The following is a 16178-nucleotide window of genomic DNA, read 5'->3' on the forward strand; positions in this document are numbered from 1 at the left end:
TAGTTTTGAGGGCTGCTCTGTGACAACTGCAAAACGCTACGATAACTACATCAACGGTGAATGGGTTGCCGGTGCCGACTACTCGGCCAACATCAACCCTTCCGAACTGAGCGACACCATCGGTGATTACGCCAAGGCTGATCTGACTCAGGTTCACGCCGCCATCGACGCCGCCCGCGCAGCATTCCCGGCGTATTCGACTTCGGGCATTCAAGCTCGTCACGATTCGCTGGATAAAGTCGGCACGGAAATCCTCGCCCGCCGCGAAGAACTCGGCACCTTGCTGGCCCGGGAAGAGGGCAAGACCCTGCCCGAAGCCATCGGTGAAGTGACCCGCGCCGGCAACATCTTCAAGTTCTTTGCCGGTGAATGCCTGCGTCTGTCCGGCGACTACGTGCCGTCGGTGCGCCCGGGCGTCAACGTCGAAGTGACCCGCGAAGCACTGGGCGTGGTCGGTCTGATCACCCCGTGGAACTTCCCGATCGCGATTCCTGCGTGGAAAATTGCCCCGGCGCTGGCCTACGGTAACTGCGTGGTGTTGAAGCCGGCCGATCTGGTTCCGGGCTGCGCCTGGGCGCTGGCGGAGATCATCTCCCGCGCAGGCTTCCCGGCCGGCGTGTTCAACCTGGTGATGGGCAGTGGTCGTGTGGTTGGCGATGCGCTGGTGCAGAGCCCGAAAGTCGATGGCATCAGCTTCACCGGTTCGGTGGGCGTGGGTCGGCAGATCGCGGTCAATTGCGTGTCGCGCCAGGCCAAGGTTCAGCTGGAAATGGGCGGCAAGAACCCGCAGATCATTCTCGACGACGCCGACCTCAAGCAAGCGGTCGAGCTGTCGGTACAGAGCGCGTTCTACTCCACCGGCCAGCGTTGCACTGCGTCGAGCCGTTTGATTGTTACTGCGGGCATTCACGACAAGTTCGTTGAAGCGATGGCCGAGCGCATGAAGTCGATCAAGGTCGGCCACGCCCTGAAATCCGGCACCGACATCGGTCCAGTGGTTTCCCAGGCGCAGCTTGAGCAGGACATGAAGTACATCGACATCGGCCAGTCCGAAGGTGCACGTCTGGTCAGCGGCGGTGGTGTGGTGACCTGCGACACCGAAGGCTACTTCCTCGCGCCAACGCTGTTTGCCGACAGTGAAGCGTCGATGCGTATCAGTCGCGAAGAAATCTTTGGCCCGGTGGCCAACATTGTTCGCGTGGCCGATTACGATGCGGCGCTGGCAATGGCCAACGACACCGAGTTCGGTCTGTCGGCGGGTATCGCGACCACTTCGCTGAAATACGCCAACCACTTCAAACGCCATTCGCAAGCCGGGATGGTCATGGTCAACCTGCCGACCGCTGGTGTCGATTATCACGTTCCGTTCGGTGGCCGTAAGGGTTCATCCTATGGATCACGTGAGCAAGGCCGCTATGCGCAAGAGTTTTACACGGTCGTGAAGACCAGCTACATCGGATCGTAACCCGCTGCACCCGCGCCGGGCCTTCGCCTGAGGCCCTGCGCGGCACAAGACCAAAGAATGTTTTACCCGCATAAAAATAATCAGTGGGAGTACATCTACATGCAATCGTCCAAGCCGACTCACGTCCGCTATTTGATCCTGCTCATGCTGTTTCTGGTGACCACGATCAACTACGCCGACCGCGCCACGATCGCCATCGCCGGCTCCAGCCTGCAAAAAGATCTGGGCATCGACGCGGTCACCCTCGGCTATATCTTCTCCGCATTCGGTTGGGCCTACGTGGCCGGGCAAATCCCCGGTGGCTGGCTGCTCGATCGCTTCGGCTCGAAAAAAGTCTATGCCCTGAGCATTTTCACCTGGTCGCTGTTCACCGTGCTGCAAGGCTTTGTCGGTGAGTTCGGCATGTCCACCGCCATCGTTGCGCTGTTCATGCTGCGCTTCCTCGTCGGTCTGGCTGAAGCGCCTTCGTTCCCCGGCAACGCGCGCATCGTAGCCGCTTGGTTCCCGACCGCTGAACGCGGCACCGCCTCGGCGATCTTCAACTCGGCGCAATACTTTGCCACCGTGTTGTTCGCACCGCTGATGGGCTGGATCGTTTACTCCTTCGGCTGGGAACACGTGTTCATCGTCATGGGCCTGTTCGGTATCGTCTTCTCGGGTATCTGGCTGAAGGTTATCCACAGCCCGCGCCAACACCCGATGGCCAACGAAGCCGAAGTGCAGTTCATTGCCGACAACGGCGGCATGGTCGACATGGACGTGAAGAAGGGCAAAAAGGCTGACGGCCCGAAATGGGATTACATCCGTCAGTTGCTGACCAATCGCATGATGCTCGGCGTGTATCTGGGCCAGTACTGCATTAACGGCATCACCTATTTCTTCCTGACCTGGTTTCCGGTGTACCTGGTGCAAGAGCGTGGCATGACCATTCTCAAGGCTGGTTTCATCGCCTCGTTGCCGGCAATCTGCGGCTTCATCGGTGGTGTACTCGGCGGGGTGATTTCCGACTACCTGCTGCGCAAGGGCCATTCGCTGACCTTCGCCCGCAAAGCGCCGATCATTGCCGGCCTGCTGGTTTCCAGCAGCATCGTTGCCTGCAACTATGTCGATGTTGAATGGATGGTCGTCGGCTTCATGGCCCTGGCCTTCTTCGGCAAAGGCGTTGGCGCACTGGGCTGGGCAGTGGTCTCCGACACCTCGCCTAAACAGATCGCCGGTCTGAGCGGTGGCCTGTTCAACACCTTCGGCAACATCGCTTCGATCACCACGCCGATCGTGATTGGCTACATCATCAGCTCCACCGGTTCGTTCAAATGGGCGCTGGTGTTCGTCGGTGCCAACGCACTGGTCGCGGTGTTCAGCTATCTGGTCATCGTTGGCCCGATCAAACGTGTGGTCCTCAAAGAGCCGCCAACCAACGGCGGTGTTGAAGCCACCGGTAAATTGTCTCAAGCGCATTCCTGAGGAGCGGCGTCATGCAGTTGATTGAACATTCCGACTCGCCGCGCCACATCCGCCTGCACGAGCGGGACAATGTGGTGGTAGTGGTCAACGACCAGGGCGCACCGGCCGGCACTGAATTTGCCGATGGCCTGGTGACGCTGGAATTTGTGCCGCAGAGCCACAAGGTCACCCTCGAAGACATCCCCGAGGGCGGCCAGGTGATTCGCTACGGTCAGGTGATTGGCTACGCATTGCAGCCGATTCGCCGTGGCAGTTGGGTCAAGGAAGATCAACTGCGCATGCCGACCGCGCCGCCGCTGGACAGCTTGCCGCTGTCCACCGACGTGCCGGACGCGCAGGCACCGCTGGAAGGCTTCACCTTCGAGGGTTATCGCAACGCTGACGGCACCGTCGGCACGCGCAATATTCTTGGCATCACCACCACGGTGCAGTGCGTCACCGGCGTGCTCGATCACGCGGTAAAACGCATCAAGGAAGAGCTGCTGCCGAAGTACCCGCACGTCGATGATGTGGTGGCGCTGACCCACAGTTACGGTTGCGGCGTGGCGATTACCGCCACCGACGCTTACATCCCGATTCGCACCGTGCGCAATCTGGCGCGCAACCCGAATCTCGGTGGCGAGGCGTTGGTGATCAGTCTGGGCTGCGAGAAATTGCAGGCCGGGCAGGTGATGCACGAGGACGACGCGTCGGTGGATCTCAGCGATCCATGGCTGTATCGCTTGCAGGATTCCAGTCACGGTTTCACCGAAATGATCGAGCAGATCATGGAACTGGCCGAGGTTCGTCTGAAGAAGCTCGACCAGCGCCGCCGCGAAACCGTGCCGGCGTCCGAGCTGATTTTGGGCATGCAGTGCGGCGGCAGCGATGCGTTCTCCGGGATCACCGCCAACCCGGCGTTGGGTTATGCCTCGGACTTGCTGTTGCGTGCAGGGGCGACGGTGATGTTTTCCGAAGTCACCGAAGTGCGCGATGCGATTTATCTGCTGACCTCACGCGCCGAAAGCAAAACCGTGGCTGAAGAGCTGGTGCGTGAGATGGACTGGTACGACCGTTACCTGGCCAAAGGTGAAGCGGATCGCAGCGCCAACACCACGCCGGGCAACAAGAAGGGCGGGTTGTCGAACATTGTCGAGAAGTCGCTGGGCTCGATCGTCAAATCCGGCAGCAGCGCGATCAATGGCGTGCTCGGCCCCGGCGAGCGTTTCAAGCAGAAGGGGCTAATTTTCTGTGCGACCCCGGCGAGCGATTTTGTTTGCGGGACGTTGCAGTTAGCGGCCGGGATGAACCTGCATGTGTTCACCACCGGGCGAGGCACGCCGTATGGTTTGGCGATGGCGCCGGTGGTGAAGGTTTCGACCCGTACGGAGTTGGCGCAGCGCTGGCCGGATCTGATCGATATCGACGCCGGGCGGATTGCCACCGGGCGCGCGACCATCGAGGAGCTGGGCTGGGAGTTGTTTCACTACTATCTGGATGTTGCCAGCGGCAAACAGCAGACCTGGGCGGAGAAGCACAAGCTGCATAACGACATTACGTTGTTCAACCCGGCGCCGATTACCTGATACCGCGCGATTGATCGTTCCCACGCTCCGCGTGGGAATGCAGCCCGGGGCGCTCCGCGTCCCAAAAGCGTGACGCGGAGCATCACAGGAGGCGTTCCCACGCAGAGCGTGGGAACGATCAGGGTGAAAGTGGCTTATCATTAGCCCCCTAACGACGCTCACCCAAGGCTCCCCGGCATGCTGGCAATCTTCCTCGAAACCCTGAACATCACCGCGCCGGTGTTTGCCATGCTGTTTCTCGGTGTGCTGCTCAAGCGTATCGACTGGATCAACGACAACTTCATCCACACCGCCTCGTCGCTGGTCTTCAACGTGACCATGCCGGCGCTGCTGTTCCTCGGCATTCTGCACGCCGACTTGCACGCGGCACTGCAACCGTCCCTGCTGATCTACTTCTCCCTCGCCACCCTGGTGAGTTTCGCTGTGGCCTGGGGCTGGGCGATTTTCAAATGTCCGCGTGAAGATCGCGGCATCTACACCCAAGGTGCCTTTCGCGGCAACAATGGCGTGATCGGTCTGGCGCTGGCCGCGAGCATGTACGGCGATTACGGGATCTCCCTCGGCGCGATTCTCGCGGCGCTGGTGATTCTGTTCTACAACACGCTGTCGACCATCGTCCTGGCGGTGTACAGCCCGGTGATCAAGTCCGATCCGTGGAGCATCTGCAAAAGCGTGTTCAGCAATCCGTTGATCATCAGCGTGATAGCGGCGGCGCCGTTTGCCTATTTCAAGATCGGTTTGCCGGGATGGCTGGAGACGTCCGGGCAATATCTGGCGCAGACCACCTTGCCGCTGGCGTTGATCTGCATTGGCGGAACCTTGTCGCTGGCGGCGTTGCGCAAGAGCGGCAACATGGCGCTCAGTTCGAGCCTGGTGAAGATGGTCGGTTTGCCGGTGCTGGCGACGCTGGGCGCGTGGTTGTGGGGTTTCCGCGGCGCTGAGCTGGGAATTCTGTTTCTGTACTTCGGCAGCCCGACGGCTGCAGCGAGTTTTGTCATGGCCCGCGCGGCGCAGGGCAATCACGAACTGGCGGCGGCGATTATTGTGCTGACCACGTTGATGGCGGCGATCACCACCAACGTCGGGATCTTCGTTTTGCAGTGGGGTGGGTGGATCTGAATTTGATTTTTGCGGTGTTGCTTAGGGCCTCATCGCTAGCAGGCTAGCTCCCACAGGGATTATCAGTGTTGATGAAATTTGCTGAATAACACCAAACCTGTGGGAGCTAGCCCTGCTAGCGATAGCTGTTTCCGCAGCACTGAATCACTCAGGCTTTTGATAGGTATCAATCACTTCCTGCGCCGCGCGAAACGCATCAATCGCCGCCGGCACGCCGGCATACACCGCGCAATGCAGCAACGCCTCGCGAATCTCGTCCACGGTGCAGCCGTTGTTCAACGCGCCGCGCACATGGCCCTTCAGCTCTTGCGGGCACTTCAATGCGGTCAGCGCCGCCAGCGTAATCAAACTGCGAGTCTTCAGCGGCAGACCTTCGCGATTCCACACGCCACCCCACGCGTGTTCATTGACGAAATCCTGTAGCGGCTGGCTGAAATCGGTGGCGTTGCCCAAGGCGCGATCAACAAACGCATCGCCCATTACCTGGCGGCGGACATCGACCCCGGACTTCTTCGATTCGGTCATGGCATATCACTCTTGTGGTGTTGGCGGCGCCAGGCGCGGATCGACGTGAACAACAAATACGCCAACAGCGGCGGCAGGACATAAAACAGCATCAGGCGCTCCAGTTTGCCGGCCAGCGGCATGCCGGTGGTGAACGACACCACATGCAGCCCATAGACCAGATACAGACCGAGCAGCAGCAAACCTTCGACACGGGTCACGCGGTAGCCGGAATAGAACACCGGCAGGCACAGCGCGGCGACACCGAGCATCACCGGCAAGTCGAAATCCAGCGCGTTCGGCGACACCGACAACGGCGTCGGCGCGATCAACGCAGTCAGGCCGAGCACGCCGAGCAGGTTGAACAGGTTGGCGCCGATCACGTTGCCCACGGCGATATCGCGTTGTCCGCGCAGTGCAGCGATCAGCGAGGTCGCCAGTTCCGGCAGCGACGTGCCGACGGCGACCACGGTCAGACCGATCACCCGTTCGGAGAAACCCAGATCCGTCGCCACCACCACCGCCGCGCCGAGCAACAGATGTCCGGCGAAAACCAACATCGCCAGACCGACGATGATCATCAGCGAGCTGCCAATCCAGGACTTCTGCGCGGCGTCTGTCTGTGCTGAATGCGGACGCGTCGAGTGCCGCGACTGACGCAACAGCAGAGCGAGGTACAGCGCCAACGCAGCCAGCAAAAGGATGCCGTCGAAGCGCCCGATTTCTTCATTCCACGCCAACACGAACACCAGCAGGCTGGCGCCGATCATCAGCGGAATGTCGAGGCGCACCAGTTGCCGCGACACGCGCAACGGGATGATCAGCGCCGACAGGCCGAGGGTTACAAGGATGTTGAAAATGCTGCTGCCAACCACGCTGCTGACGGCGATGTCGGGGTTGTGCGCCAACGCCGCTTGCACACTGACCGCCATCTGTGGCGCGCTGTTGCCGAGGGCGACGATGGTCAGGCCGATGATCAGAGGGCGAACGTGCAGACGTTCGGCCAGGCGCACTGCGGCGCGCACCATCAGTTCGGCACCAAAGATCAGCAGGCACAGGCCGGCGAGCAGTTCGATCACGCTGATCAGCGGTAAATCGCTCAGTCCGTAAATGGTCAGCGCTCCATCAGTCGAGAGCCTGCACGCGAACCCGCGCGGTGCCGCTGCGCAGCATGCCAAGCTGTTCGGCGGCCTCGCGGGAAACGTCAATCAGACGCCCACGGGTGTGAGGGCCGCGGTCGTTGATGCGGACCACAACAGATTCATCGTTTTTCAAGTTGGTGACCTTCACCCGCGTGCCGAACGGTAGTTGGCGGTGGGCGGCGGTCAGGGAGTTCTGGTTGAACGCTTCGCCACTGGCGGTGCGTTTACCGTGGTGCCTGGCACCGTAATAAGAGGCGACGCCGGTCTGGTCGTAACCGTGCGGGTCGATGATGTCGGTGCTGGCGCAACCGGCCAGTAAAGAGAGCAGGGCGCAGGCGCCGAGCAGACGTTTCATTCAGATACTCCAAAGTGATCGTTCCCACGCTCCAGCGTGGGAATGCATCCCGTGACGCTCTGCGTCACACCGCAATGGACGCGGAGCGTCCGGGGCGGCATTCCCACGCAGAGCGTGGGAACGATCCCCGAGCGCGGGGCCAGAATCAGCCTTCGAGCTTGCTTTTCAGCAGTTCGTTCACTTGCTGCGGGTTGGCTTTGCCTTTGGACGCTTTCATCGCCTGGCCAACAAAGAAGCCGAACATCTTGCCGCGCTTGGCTTCATCAGCCGCACGATATTGTTCAACTTGCTCGGCGTTGGCCGCGAGCATTTCGTCCAGCACCGCCGAGATCGCGCCGCTGTCGGTCACCTGCTTCAGACCGCGTTTTTCGATGATCTCGTCTGCGCTGCCTTCACCGTTGGCCATCGCTTCGAACACCACTTTGGCGATCTTGCCGGAGATGGTGTTGTCCTTGATGCGCAGCAGCATGCCGCCCAACAGTTCAGCGGAAACCGGCGACTCGTCGATGTCCAGGCCTTGCTTGTTGAGCAGGCTGCCCAACTCGACCATCACCCAGTTCGCCGCCAGTTTGGCGTCGCCGCCAATGCTCGCGACTTTCTCGAAGTAATCGGCTTGCTCACGGCTGGTGGCCAGCACGCTGGCGTCGTAGACCGACAGACCGAATTGCTCCTGGAAGCGCTCGCGTTTTTGCGGTGGCAGTTCCGGCAGGGTGGCGCGCACCTCGCCGAGGAACGACTCTTCGATGACCACAGGCAGCAGGTCCGGGTCGGGGAAGTAACGGTAGTCGTTGGCTTCCTCTTTCGAACGCATCGGACGGGTCTCGTCCTTGTTCGGATCGTAAAGACGGGTCTGCTGGATCACTTTGCCGCCGTCTTCGATCAGCTCGATCTGCCGCTGGATCTCGGAGTTGATCGCCTTCTCGATGAAGCGGAACGAGTTGACGTTCTTGATCTCGCAGCGAGTACCGAACTCGACCTGACCTTTCGGACGGATCGACACGTTGCAGTCGCAACGCAGCGAACCTTCGGCCATGTTGCCGTCGCAGATACCCAAGTAACGCACCAGCGCGTGGATCGCCTTGACGTAAGCCACGGCTTCCTTGGCGCTGCGCATGTCCGGCTCGGAAACGATTTCCAGCAGCGGCGTGCCGGCACGGTTCAGGTCGATGCCGGTGGCACCGTTGAATTCTTCGTGCAGGCTCTTGCCGGCGTCTTCTTCCAGGTGCGCGCGGGTGATGCCGACACGTTTAACGGTGCCGTCTTCCAGCGCGATGTCCAGGTGGCCCTTGCCGACAATCGGCAATTCCATCTGGCTGATCTGATAGCCCTTCGGCAGATCCGGATAGAAGTAGTTTTTGCGGGCGAACACGTTGTGCTGACCGATCTCGGCGTCAATCGCCAGACCGAACATCACTGCCATGCGCACCGCTTCCTGGTTCAGCACCGGCAGAACACCAGGCATGCCCAGATCGATCAGGCTGGCCTGGGTATTCGGCTCGGAACCGAAGGTGGTGGAACTACCGGAAAAGATTTTCGACCGGGTAGTGAGCTGAGTGTGAATCTCCAGCCCGATCACGACTTCCCATTGCATGTGTGTCTCCTCAGAAGCCGGTTGGGGTGCGGGTGTGCCAGTCAGTGTTGAGCTGATACTGGTGCGCAACATTGAGCAAACGGCCTTCCTGGAAATACGGCGCAAGCAGTTGCACGCCAACCGGCAGACCGTCGACAAAACCGGCCGGCATCGACAGGCCCGGCAGGCCCGCGAGGTTGGCGGTGATGGTGTAGACGTCTTCCAGATAGGCAGCAACCGGGTCACTGTTCTTGGCGCCAAGCTTCCAGGCCGGGTTCGGCGTGGTTGGGCCGAGGATGATGTCGACTTCATTGAAGGCAGCCATGAAATCGTTCTTCACCAGACGACGGATCTTCTGCGCTTTCAGGTAGTAGGCGTCGTAGTAACCGGCGGACAGCGCGTAGGCACCGACCATGATCCGGCGCTGCACTTCCGGGCCGAAGCCTTCGCCACGGGAGCGTTTGTACAGGTCGATCAGGTCTTTCGGTTGCTCGCAGCGATGGCCGAAACGCACGCCGTCGAAACGCGACAGGTTGGAAGAGGCCTCAGCTGGCGCGATCACGTAGTACGCAGGAATCGCGTGCTGCATGTTTGGCAGGCTGATTTCCTTGATCACGGCACCGAGCTTCTGCAGCTCTTTAATGCTGTTCTGGATCAGCTCGGCGATGCGCGGGTCGAGACCGGCGCTGAAGTATTCCTTCGGCACGCCAATACGCAGACCTTGCAGCGATTCGCCGAGGCTGGCGGAGTAATCCGGAACCGGTTCATCGATGCTGGTGGAGTCGTTCTGATCGAAGCCGGCCATACCTTGCAACAAAATTGCGCAGTCTTCGGCAGTGCGCGCCAACGGGCCGCCCTGATCGAGGCTGGAGGCGTAAGCGATCATGCCCCAGCGCGAAACGCGACCGTACGTCGGTTTCAGGCCGGTGAGGTTGGTGAAGGCCGCCGGCTGACGGATCGAACCGCCAGTGTCAGTCGCCGTTGCCGCCGGCAACAGACGCGCGGCAACCGCCGCCGCCGAACCGCCGGACGAACCGCCCGGTACGTGTTCCAGGCTCCACGGGTTTTTCACCGCGCCGTACCAGCTCGACTCGTTGGCCGAACCCATGGCGAATTCGTCCATGTTGGTCTTGCCCAGAGTCACGGCGCCGGCAGCCGCCAGTTTCGCAACAACAGTGGCGTCGTACGGGGCTTTGAAGTTGTCGAGCATCTTCGAACCGCAGCTGGTGCGGATACCCTGGGTGCAGAACAGGTCTTTGTGGGCGATCGGCGCGCCGAGCAGGGCGCCGCTCTCACCGTTGGCGCGGCGCGCATCGGCGGCTTTCGCCTGCTCGAGGGCCAGCTCTTCGGTGAGGCTGATGAAACTGTTGAGCTGCGGATCGAGCTGGGTAATACGCGCCAGCAGGACTTTGGTCAGCTCTTCGGAGGAAAACTTTTTATCGGCGAGACCGCGGGCGATCTCGGCCAGAGTCATTTGATGCATTGCAGGCTCTTTCCCTTTAGTCGATGACTTTCGGAACCAGATACAGGCCGTTTTCGACCGCTGGTGCGATGGACTGGTAAGCCTCGCGGTGATTGGTCTCGGTCACGACATCGGCGCGCAGGCGCTGACTGGCTTCCAGCGGGTGGGCCAGAGGCTCGATACCGTCGGTATTGACCGCCTGCATTTCGTCGACCAGCCCGAGAATGCTGTTGAGGGCGGAAGTAATGTGTGGAAGATCGGCATCATTGAGGCCAAGGCAGGCCAGATGTGCGATTTTTTCCACGTCGGAGCGTTCTAGCGCCATCGGGATTCTCCTGTGGAAAACAGAACGGACGACGTCCGTGTGTTAGATTGTCGGAACACTACCGCACTTCTACGGTCATAAGGCCGCGATTGTGGGGCTTGGTGCACAGAAAAGCGGCCAATTTAACATATTGGCGCCTTGCCCAAAATCCCTGTCGTTGTTAGAGTTTGCCGCACTTTTTTACCCACGCGTTGCCTAGGGTCCCTTTCCCATGTTCAAGAAACTGCGTGGCATGTTTTCCAGCGATCTTTCCATTGACCTGGGCACTGCCAACACCCTTATTTACGTGCGCGAGCGCGGTATCGTCCTGAATGAGCCATCGGTTGTGGCCATTCGGACACACGGTAACCAGAAAAGTGTCGTTGCTGTCGGCACCGAGGCCAAGCGCATGCTCGGCCGTACGCCGGGCAACATTGCTGCCATTCGTCCGATGAAGGATGGCGTGATCGCCGACTTCAGCGTCTGCGAAAAGATGCTGCAATACTTTATTAACAAGGTTCACGAAAACAGCTTTCTGCAGCCTAGCCCTCGTGTGCTGATCTGCGTTCCATGCAAATCCACCCAGGTTGAGCGTCGTGCCATCCGTGAATCGGCCCTTGGTGCCGGTGCCCGTGAAGTATTCCTGATCGAAGAGCCAATGGCTGCTGCGATCGGTGCCGGCCTGCCGGTAGAAGAAGCACGCGGCTCGATGGTCGTGGATATCGGTGGTGGTACTACCGAAATCGCGCTGATCTCCCTGAACGGTGTGGTCTATGCCGAATCCGTCCGCGTTGGCGGCGACCGCTTCGACGAAGCGATCATCACTTACGTGCGTCGTAACTACGGCAGCCTGATCGGTGAATCCACCGCTGAGCGCATCAAGCAAGAAATCGGCACAGCCTACCCGGGCGGCGAAGTTCGCGAAGTCGACGTTCGCGGTCGCAACCTGGCCGAAGGCGTTCCACGCGCATTCACCCTGAACTCCAACGAAGTGCTGGAAGCTCTGCAAGAGTCCCTGGCCACTATCGTTCAGGCCGTGAAAAGCGCCCTGGAGCAATCGCCGCCGGAACTGGCTTCCGACATCGCCGAGCGTGGCCTGGTGCTGACCGGTGGTGGCGCGCTGCTGCGTGACCTCGACAAGTTGCTGGCCCAGGAAACCGGTCTGCCAGTGATCGTTGCCGAAGATCCGCTGACCTGTGTTGCTCGCGGCGGTGGCCGTGCATTGGAAATGATGGATAAGCACACCATGGATCTGCTCTCCAGCGAATAAGTGCTGGGTTGCAATACGTGGGTGAACGCGCGCAGGCAGCACTTTGCAGTGCTGCCTGTTGGCGTTTATCTTCTGTCAGTCTTCATCCAGGCCGGTTTGATGCCGTATGAATAAACAGAACATTTGCCTGGGAGGAGCGGCTTATTAAACCGCTTTTCGCCAAGGGCCCTTCGTTGGGTGTGCGCCTGTTGGTGCTGGCCGTGCTGTCGGTCGCGCTGATGGTGGTCGATGCCCGCTTTGATCTGCTCAAGCCTGCGCGCAAACAAGCGTCGCTGGTGCTGATGGATGCCTACTGGATCACTGACCTGCCCGGACGTTTGTGGGAAGGGATTGCCAGCCAGTTCGGCAGCCGCACCGAGCTTGTCGCCGAAAACGAAAAACTCAAGACCGAAAACCTGCTGCTGCAGGGTCGCATGCAGAAGCTTGCCGCCCTCACCGAGCAGAACGTTCGGCTGCGCGAGTTGCTCAATTCTTCCGCACTGGTCAACGAAAAGGTCGAAGTGGCCGAGTTGATCGGCATGGACCCCAACCCCTTCACTCATCGCATCATCATCAATAAAGGTGAGCGTGATGGCGTGGTGCTCGGTCAGCCGGTGCTTGATGCTCGCGGTCTGATGGGTCAGGTGGTCGAGTTGATGCCTTACACCTCGCGTGTATTGCTGTTGACCGACACCACTCACAGCATTCCTGTGCAGGTGAACCGCAATGGTCTGCGTGCGATCGCCAGTGGCACCGGTAACCCGGAGCGTCTCGAGTTGCGTCACGTCGCCGACACCGCGGATATCAAGGAAGGCGATCTGCTGGTCAGTTCCGGTCTTGGCCAGCGCTTCCCGGCGGGTTACCCGGTCGCCACGGTGAAAGAAGTCATCCACGATTCCGGTCAGCCGTTTGCGATCGTTCGCGCGGTGCCGACTGCTGCGTTGAACCGCAGCCGCTACCTGCTGCTGGTGTTCAGCGACAACCGTACGGCCGAAGAGCGCGTCAACGATGCCGCCCAGGCTCAGGAAAATCTCGATGCCTTTGGCGGCGGCCCCGTCATTCCGGCCACGTTGCCGAAAAACGTGACTGCGCCTGCCGTCGCGCCGACCCCGGCGCCGACTGCCACGCCTGCTGCGACCACTGCACCAGCCAAACCGGCTGCAAGCAAACCACCGGCAGCGACGCCGGCGGCCAGCAAACCTCCAGCTGCCCAGCCAGCGGCGCGACCAGCGACGAAACCGCCAGTCAGTGCCCCGGCTACTACCGGGAGACAAGAATAATGGTCGGCGCTACCGCATCGCGAAACGGCTGGATTGTCTGGCTGACATTTCTTGTTGGCTTGCTGCTCAGCGTCTCACCGTTGCCGATTTTCATGGAGATCCTGCGCCCATTGTGGCTGGCCTTGCTCCTGACATTCTGGGCGCTGTACATGCCGCACACGGTCGGTATGGTCACGGCGTTTTGCCTGGGCCTGGCCGAAGACGTGCTGCAGGGCGACCTGTTCGGTCAGAACGCGTTGATCCTGACGCTGATCACTTTCCTCGTGCTGTCGTTGCAGCAACGCCTGCGGATGTTTCCGATGTGGCAGCAATGTCTGGTGATCCTGGTGATCTTCGGCCTCGCGCAACTGGTGCAATTGTGGCTCAGTGCTTTGACCGGTAACCGTCAACCAACCCTGGCGCTGGTGCTGCCGGCACTGGTCAGCGCCTTGCTCTGGCCTTGGGTCAGCTTTGCCTTACGCGGATTACGCCGACGCTACAGAATCAATTGAGCCGGTGAAGCAGGGCACTGAACAGGGAGATGTTTTGATGAAGCCGCTTTACCTCGCCTCCGGATCGCCGCGTCGACGTGAATTGCTCACGCAGATCGGCGTTCCGTTCTCCGCCATCAGCGCGGATATCGATGAAACCCCATTCCCCGAAGAATCGCCCTCGGCCTATGTCGAACGCCTGGCGCGTGGCAAAGCCGAGGCCGGGCGGCGCACGGTCGTGGCCGCGCAGACGTTCTGTGTCCTTGGGGCCGATACCGCCGTGGTGCTCGACGGCAAAATTCTCGGTAAACCGGTGGACGAAGCCGACGCATGCGCCATGCTGATGATGTTGTCCGGCAAGGAACATGAAGTGCTGACCGCCATTGCGGTGCTCGAAGGCGAGCGCTGCGAGTCGCGGGTAGTCCGCAGTCTGGTGCGGTTCCGGCCGATCAGCCGCGAGGAAGCCGCCGCCTACTGGGCCAGCGGCGAGCCGCGCGACAAGGCTGGCGGTTATGGCATTCAAGGCCTCGGCGCGGTGTTCGTTGCCGGGCTCAATGGCAGCTATTCGGCAGTGGTCGGGTTGCCTGTTTGCGAAACCGCAGAACTGTTGGGCCATTTCGGCATACCCTGTTGGCAAAACCTGAACGCGCAATAAGCGTCGTACGAACCCAGATGCGGCCATTATCGTGAACATGCCTGAACGAGATCCTGCCATGAGTGAAGAGATTCTGATCAACATCACGCCGATGGAGTCGCGCGTGGCGGTGGTCGAAAACGGTGTGCTGCAAGAAGTCCACGTCGAGCGCACGCAAAAACGCGGGATCGTCGGCAACATCTATAAAGGCAAGATTGTCCGGGTGCTGCCGGGTATGCAGGCGGCATTTGTCGACATCGGCCTGGATCGTGCCGCGTTCATTCACGCCGCTGAAATCTCCCTGCGCGAAGGCCCGGCGGTGGAAAGCATCAGTGCGTTGGTGCACGAAGGCCAAAGCCTGGTGGTGCAAGTCACCAAGGATCCGATCGGTTCCAAAGGTGCGCGCCTGACCACGCAGCTGTCGATCCCGTCGCGCTATCTGGTGTACATGCCGCGAACCGCCCATGTCGGCATCTCGCTGAAAATCGAAGACGAAGCCGAGCGCGAACGGCTCAAGCAAGTGGTCAGCGATTGCGTGGCCAAAGAGGGGATCAAGGAGGCCGGCGGCTTCATTCTGCGTACGGCCGCCGAAGGCGCTGGCGCTGATGAAATTCTCATGGACATCCGCTACCTGCGACGCCTGTGGGATCAGATCAACGAGCAGATCAAAACCATTACCGCGCCGAGCGTGATTTACGAAGACCTCGGTCTGGCGCTGCGCACGCTGCGTGATCTGGTCAACCCGAAGATCGAAAAGATCCGCATCGACTCGCGGGAAACCTTCCAGAAAACCACGCAATTCGTCGCCGAACTGATGCCGGAAATCGCCGATCGTCTGGAACACTATCCAGGTGAACGTCCGATTTTCGATCTGTACGGTGTCGAAGACGAAATCCAGAAAGCCCTCGAGCGCAAGGTGCCGCTGAAATCCGGCGGCTATCTGGTGGTCGATCCGGCGGAAGCCATGACCACCATCGACGTCAACACCGGCGCCTTCGTTGGTCATCGCAATCTTGAGGAAACCATCTTCAAGACCAACCTCGAAGCCGCGACGGCGATTGCCCGGCAACTGCGCCTGCGCAACCTGGGCGGGATCATCATCATCGACTTCATCGACATGGAAGACGAAGAGCATCAGCGTCAGGTGCTGCGCACCCTGGAAAAACAGCTGGAGCGCGATCACGCCAAGACCAACATCATCGGTATTACCGAACTGGGTCTGGTGCAGATGACCCGCAAGCGCACCCGCGAAAGCCTTGAGCAAGTCCTGTGCGAGCCGTGCAGCAGTTGCCAGGGGCGGGGCAAGCTGAAAACTCCGGAAACCATCTGTTACGAGATCTTCCGCGAGATTCTGCGTGAGGCTCGCGCCTATCAGGCCGAAGGCTATCGTGTACTGGCGAACCAGAAAGTCGTCGACCGTTTGCTCGACGAAGAATCCGGTAACGTCGCCGAACTCGAAGGGTTCATTGGCCGCACCATACGCTTCCAGGTGGAAACCATGTACTCCCAGGAACAATATGACGTGGTGCTGCTCTGAACCCCTGCATCACCCCTTTTTCACCGCGGCTGGCCTCAGCTTTTCGCAGTATTTTTGC

15 protein-coding genes are annotated in these 16178 nt (G+C 60.2%); 9 read left to right on the forward strand and 6 right to left on the reverse strand.

The window, feature by feature from the left end; translation table 11 throughout:
* Positions 1-19: 19 nt before the first annotated feature.
* From AC3Y64_RS04120 to AC3Y64_RS04135, 4 genes are all read left to right on the forward strand, one after another.
* The gene (locus AC3Y64_RS04120) at positions 20-1465 is read left to right on the forward strand and encodes an aldehyde dehydrogenase family protein (RefSeq protein WP_158959607.1); all 1446 of its coding nucleotides are present in this window, start codon (positions 20-22) and stop codon (positions 1463-1465) included.
* Positions 1466-1564: 99 nt separating this feature from the next.
* Positions 1565-2929 (forward strand): MFS transporter, encoded by a 1365-nt coding sequence (locus AC3Y64_RS04125; protein WP_489986536.1) that lies wholly within the window; start codon positions 1565-1567, stop codon positions 2927-2929.
* 11 nt (positions 2930-2940) lie between these two features.
* The gene (gene garD, locus AC3Y64_RS04130; RefSeq protein WP_095119494.1) at positions 2941-4494 is read left to right on the forward strand and encodes a galactarate dehydratase; all 1554 of its coding nucleotides are present in this window, start codon (positions 2941-2943) and stop codon (positions 4492-4494) included.
* Positions 4495-4671: 177 nt separating this feature from the next.
* Entirely contained in the window at positions 4672-5613 is a 942-nt protein-coding gene (locus AC3Y64_RS04135) for an AEC family transporter (RefSeq protein ID WP_489986537.1), read from the forward strand.
* A gap of 144 nt (positions 5614-5757) precedes the next feature.
* Here the strand turns inward: AC3Y64_RS04135 and AC3Y64_RS04140 are convergent, their stop codons facing one another.
* From AC3Y64_RS04140 to gatC, 6 genes are all read right to left on the reverse strand, one after another.
* Positions 5758-6138, reverse strand: coding sequence for a carboxymuconolactone decarboxylase family protein (locus tag AC3Y64_RS04140; RefSeq protein ID WP_489986538.1), 381 nt, complete (start codon positions 6136-6138; stop codon positions 5758-5760).
* Entirely contained in the window at positions 6135-7196 is a 1062-nt protein-coding gene (locus AC3Y64_RS04145) for a calcium/sodium antiporter (protein ID WP_489986539.1), read from the reverse strand. Before AC3Y64_RS04145 ends, AC3Y64_RS04140 begins: the two co-directional genes overlap by 4 nt.
* A gap of 46 nt (positions 7197-7242) precedes the next feature.
* A complete protein-coding gene (locus AC3Y64_RS04150) occupies positions 7243-7614 on the reverse strand; it encodes a septal ring lytic transglycosylase RlpA family protein (protein WP_489986540.1) in 372 nt (123 codons plus the stop codon).
* A gap of 145 nt (positions 7615-7759) precedes the next feature.
* Positions 7760-9205: an Asp-tRNA(Asn)/Glu-tRNA(Gln) amidotransferase subunit GatB gene (gatB, locus tag AC3Y64_RS04155; RefSeq protein ID WP_008085412.1), complete on the reverse strand. Its 1446-nt coding sequence runs from the start codon at positions 9203-9205 to the stop codon at positions 7760-7762.
* Positions 9206-9215: 10 nt separating this feature from the next.
* Positions 9216-10667, reverse strand: coding sequence for an Asp-tRNA(Asn)/Glu-tRNA(Gln) amidotransferase subunit GatA (gene gatA, locus AC3Y64_RS04160; protein ID WP_489986541.1), 1452 nt, complete (start codon positions 10665-10667; stop codon positions 9216-9218).
* A 16-nt stretch (positions 10668-10683) separates the two neighbouring features.
* Complete coding sequence (gene gatC / locus AC3Y64_RS04165; protein ID WP_007901429.1) at positions 10684-10971, reverse strand: Asp-tRNA(Asn)/Glu-tRNA(Gln) amidotransferase subunit GatC; 288 nt, start codon at positions 10969-10971, stop codon at positions 10684-10686.
* A gap of 211 nt (positions 10972-11182) precedes the next feature.
* On the opposite strand from gatC, the gene mreB reads away from it, so the two are divergent.
* The 5 genes from mreB (at position 11183) to rng (ending at position 16120) form a co-directional block, all read left to right on the forward strand.
* Positions 11183-12220, forward strand: coding sequence for a rod shape-determining protein MreB (gene mreB, locus AC3Y64_RS04170; RefSeq protein WP_002555108.1), 1038 nt, complete (start codon positions 11183-11185; stop codon positions 12218-12220).
* Positions 12221-12363: 143 nt separating this feature from the next.
* The gene (gene mreC, locus AC3Y64_RS04175) at positions 12364-13479 is read left to right on the forward strand and encodes a rod shape-determining protein MreC (RefSeq protein ID WP_489987922.1); all 1116 of its coding nucleotides are present in this window, start codon (positions 12364-12366) and stop codon (positions 13477-13479) included.
* Positions 13479-13970: a rod shape-determining protein MreD gene (mreD, locus tag AC3Y64_RS04180; protein ID WP_122595161.1), complete on the forward strand. Its 492-nt coding sequence runs from the start codon at positions 13479-13481 to the stop codon at positions 13968-13970. The genes mreC and mreD overlap by 1 nt, the downstream gene beginning before the upstream one ends.
* A gap of 37 nt (positions 13971-14007) precedes the next feature.
* Positions 14008-14604 carry a Maf family protein gene (locus tag AC3Y64_RS04185; RefSeq protein ID WP_489986542.1) on the forward strand — a complete coding sequence of 199 codons (597 nt, stop codon included), beginning with the start codon at positions 14008-14010 and terminating at the stop codon, positions 14602-14604.
* 58 nt (positions 14605-14662) lie between these two features.
* Positions 14663-16120, forward strand: coding sequence for a ribonuclease G (rng, locus tag AC3Y64_RS04190; RefSeq protein WP_158959617.1), 1458 nt, complete (start codon positions 14663-14665; stop codon positions 16118-16120).
* Positions 16121-16178 lie beyond the last annotated feature (58 nt).

It is taken from the genome of Pseudomonas sp. 4CAES_32.4, assembly GCF_058136335.1.

Coding starts and splice junctions, on each gene's coding strand:
- gatB (WP_008085412.1), bottom strand. CDS start 9,205: ATGCAATGGGAAGTCGTGATCGGGCTGGAGATTCACACTCAGCTCACT.
- mreD (WP_122595161.1), top strand. CDS start 13,479: ATGGTCGGCGCTACCGCATCGCGAAACGGCTGGATTGTCTGGCTGACA.
- AC3Y64_RS04150 (WP_489986540.1), bottom strand. CDS start 7,614: ATGAAACGTCTGCTCGGCGCCTGCGCCCTGCTCTCTTTACTGGCCGGT.
- AC3Y64_RS04185 (WP_489986542.1), top strand. CDS start 14,008: ATGAAGCCGCTTTACCTCGCCTCCGGATCGCCGCGTCGACGTGAATTG.
- rng (WP_158959617.1), top strand. CDS start 14,663: ATGAGTGAAGAGATTCTGATCAACATCACGCCGATGGAGTCGCGCGTG.
- mreB (WP_002555108.1), top strand. CDS start 11,183: ATGTTCAAGAAACTGCGTGGCATGTTTTCCAGCGATCTTTCCATTGAC.
- AC3Y64_RS04135 (WP_489986537.1), top strand. CDS start 4,672: ATGCTGGCAATCTTCCTCGAAACCCTGAACATCACCGCGCCGGTGTTT.
- AC3Y64_RS04125 (WP_489986536.1), top strand. CDS start 1,565: ATGCAATCGTCCAAGCCGACTCACGTCCGCTATTTGATCCTGCTCATG.
- AC3Y64_RS04140 (WP_489986538.1), bottom strand. CDS start 6,138: ATGACCGAATCGAAGAAGTCCGGGGTCGATGTCCGCCGCCAGGTAATG.
- gatA (WP_489986541.1), bottom strand. CDS start 10,667: ATGCATCAAATGACTCTGGCCGAGATCGCCCGCGGTCTCGCCGATAAA.
- gatC (WP_007901429.1), bottom strand. CDS start 10,971: ATGGCGCTAGAACGCTCCGACGTGGAAAAAATCGCACATCTGGCCTGC.
- garD (WP_095119494.1), top strand. CDS start 2,941: ATGCAGTTGATTGAACATTCCGACTCGCCGCGCCACATCCGCCTGCAC.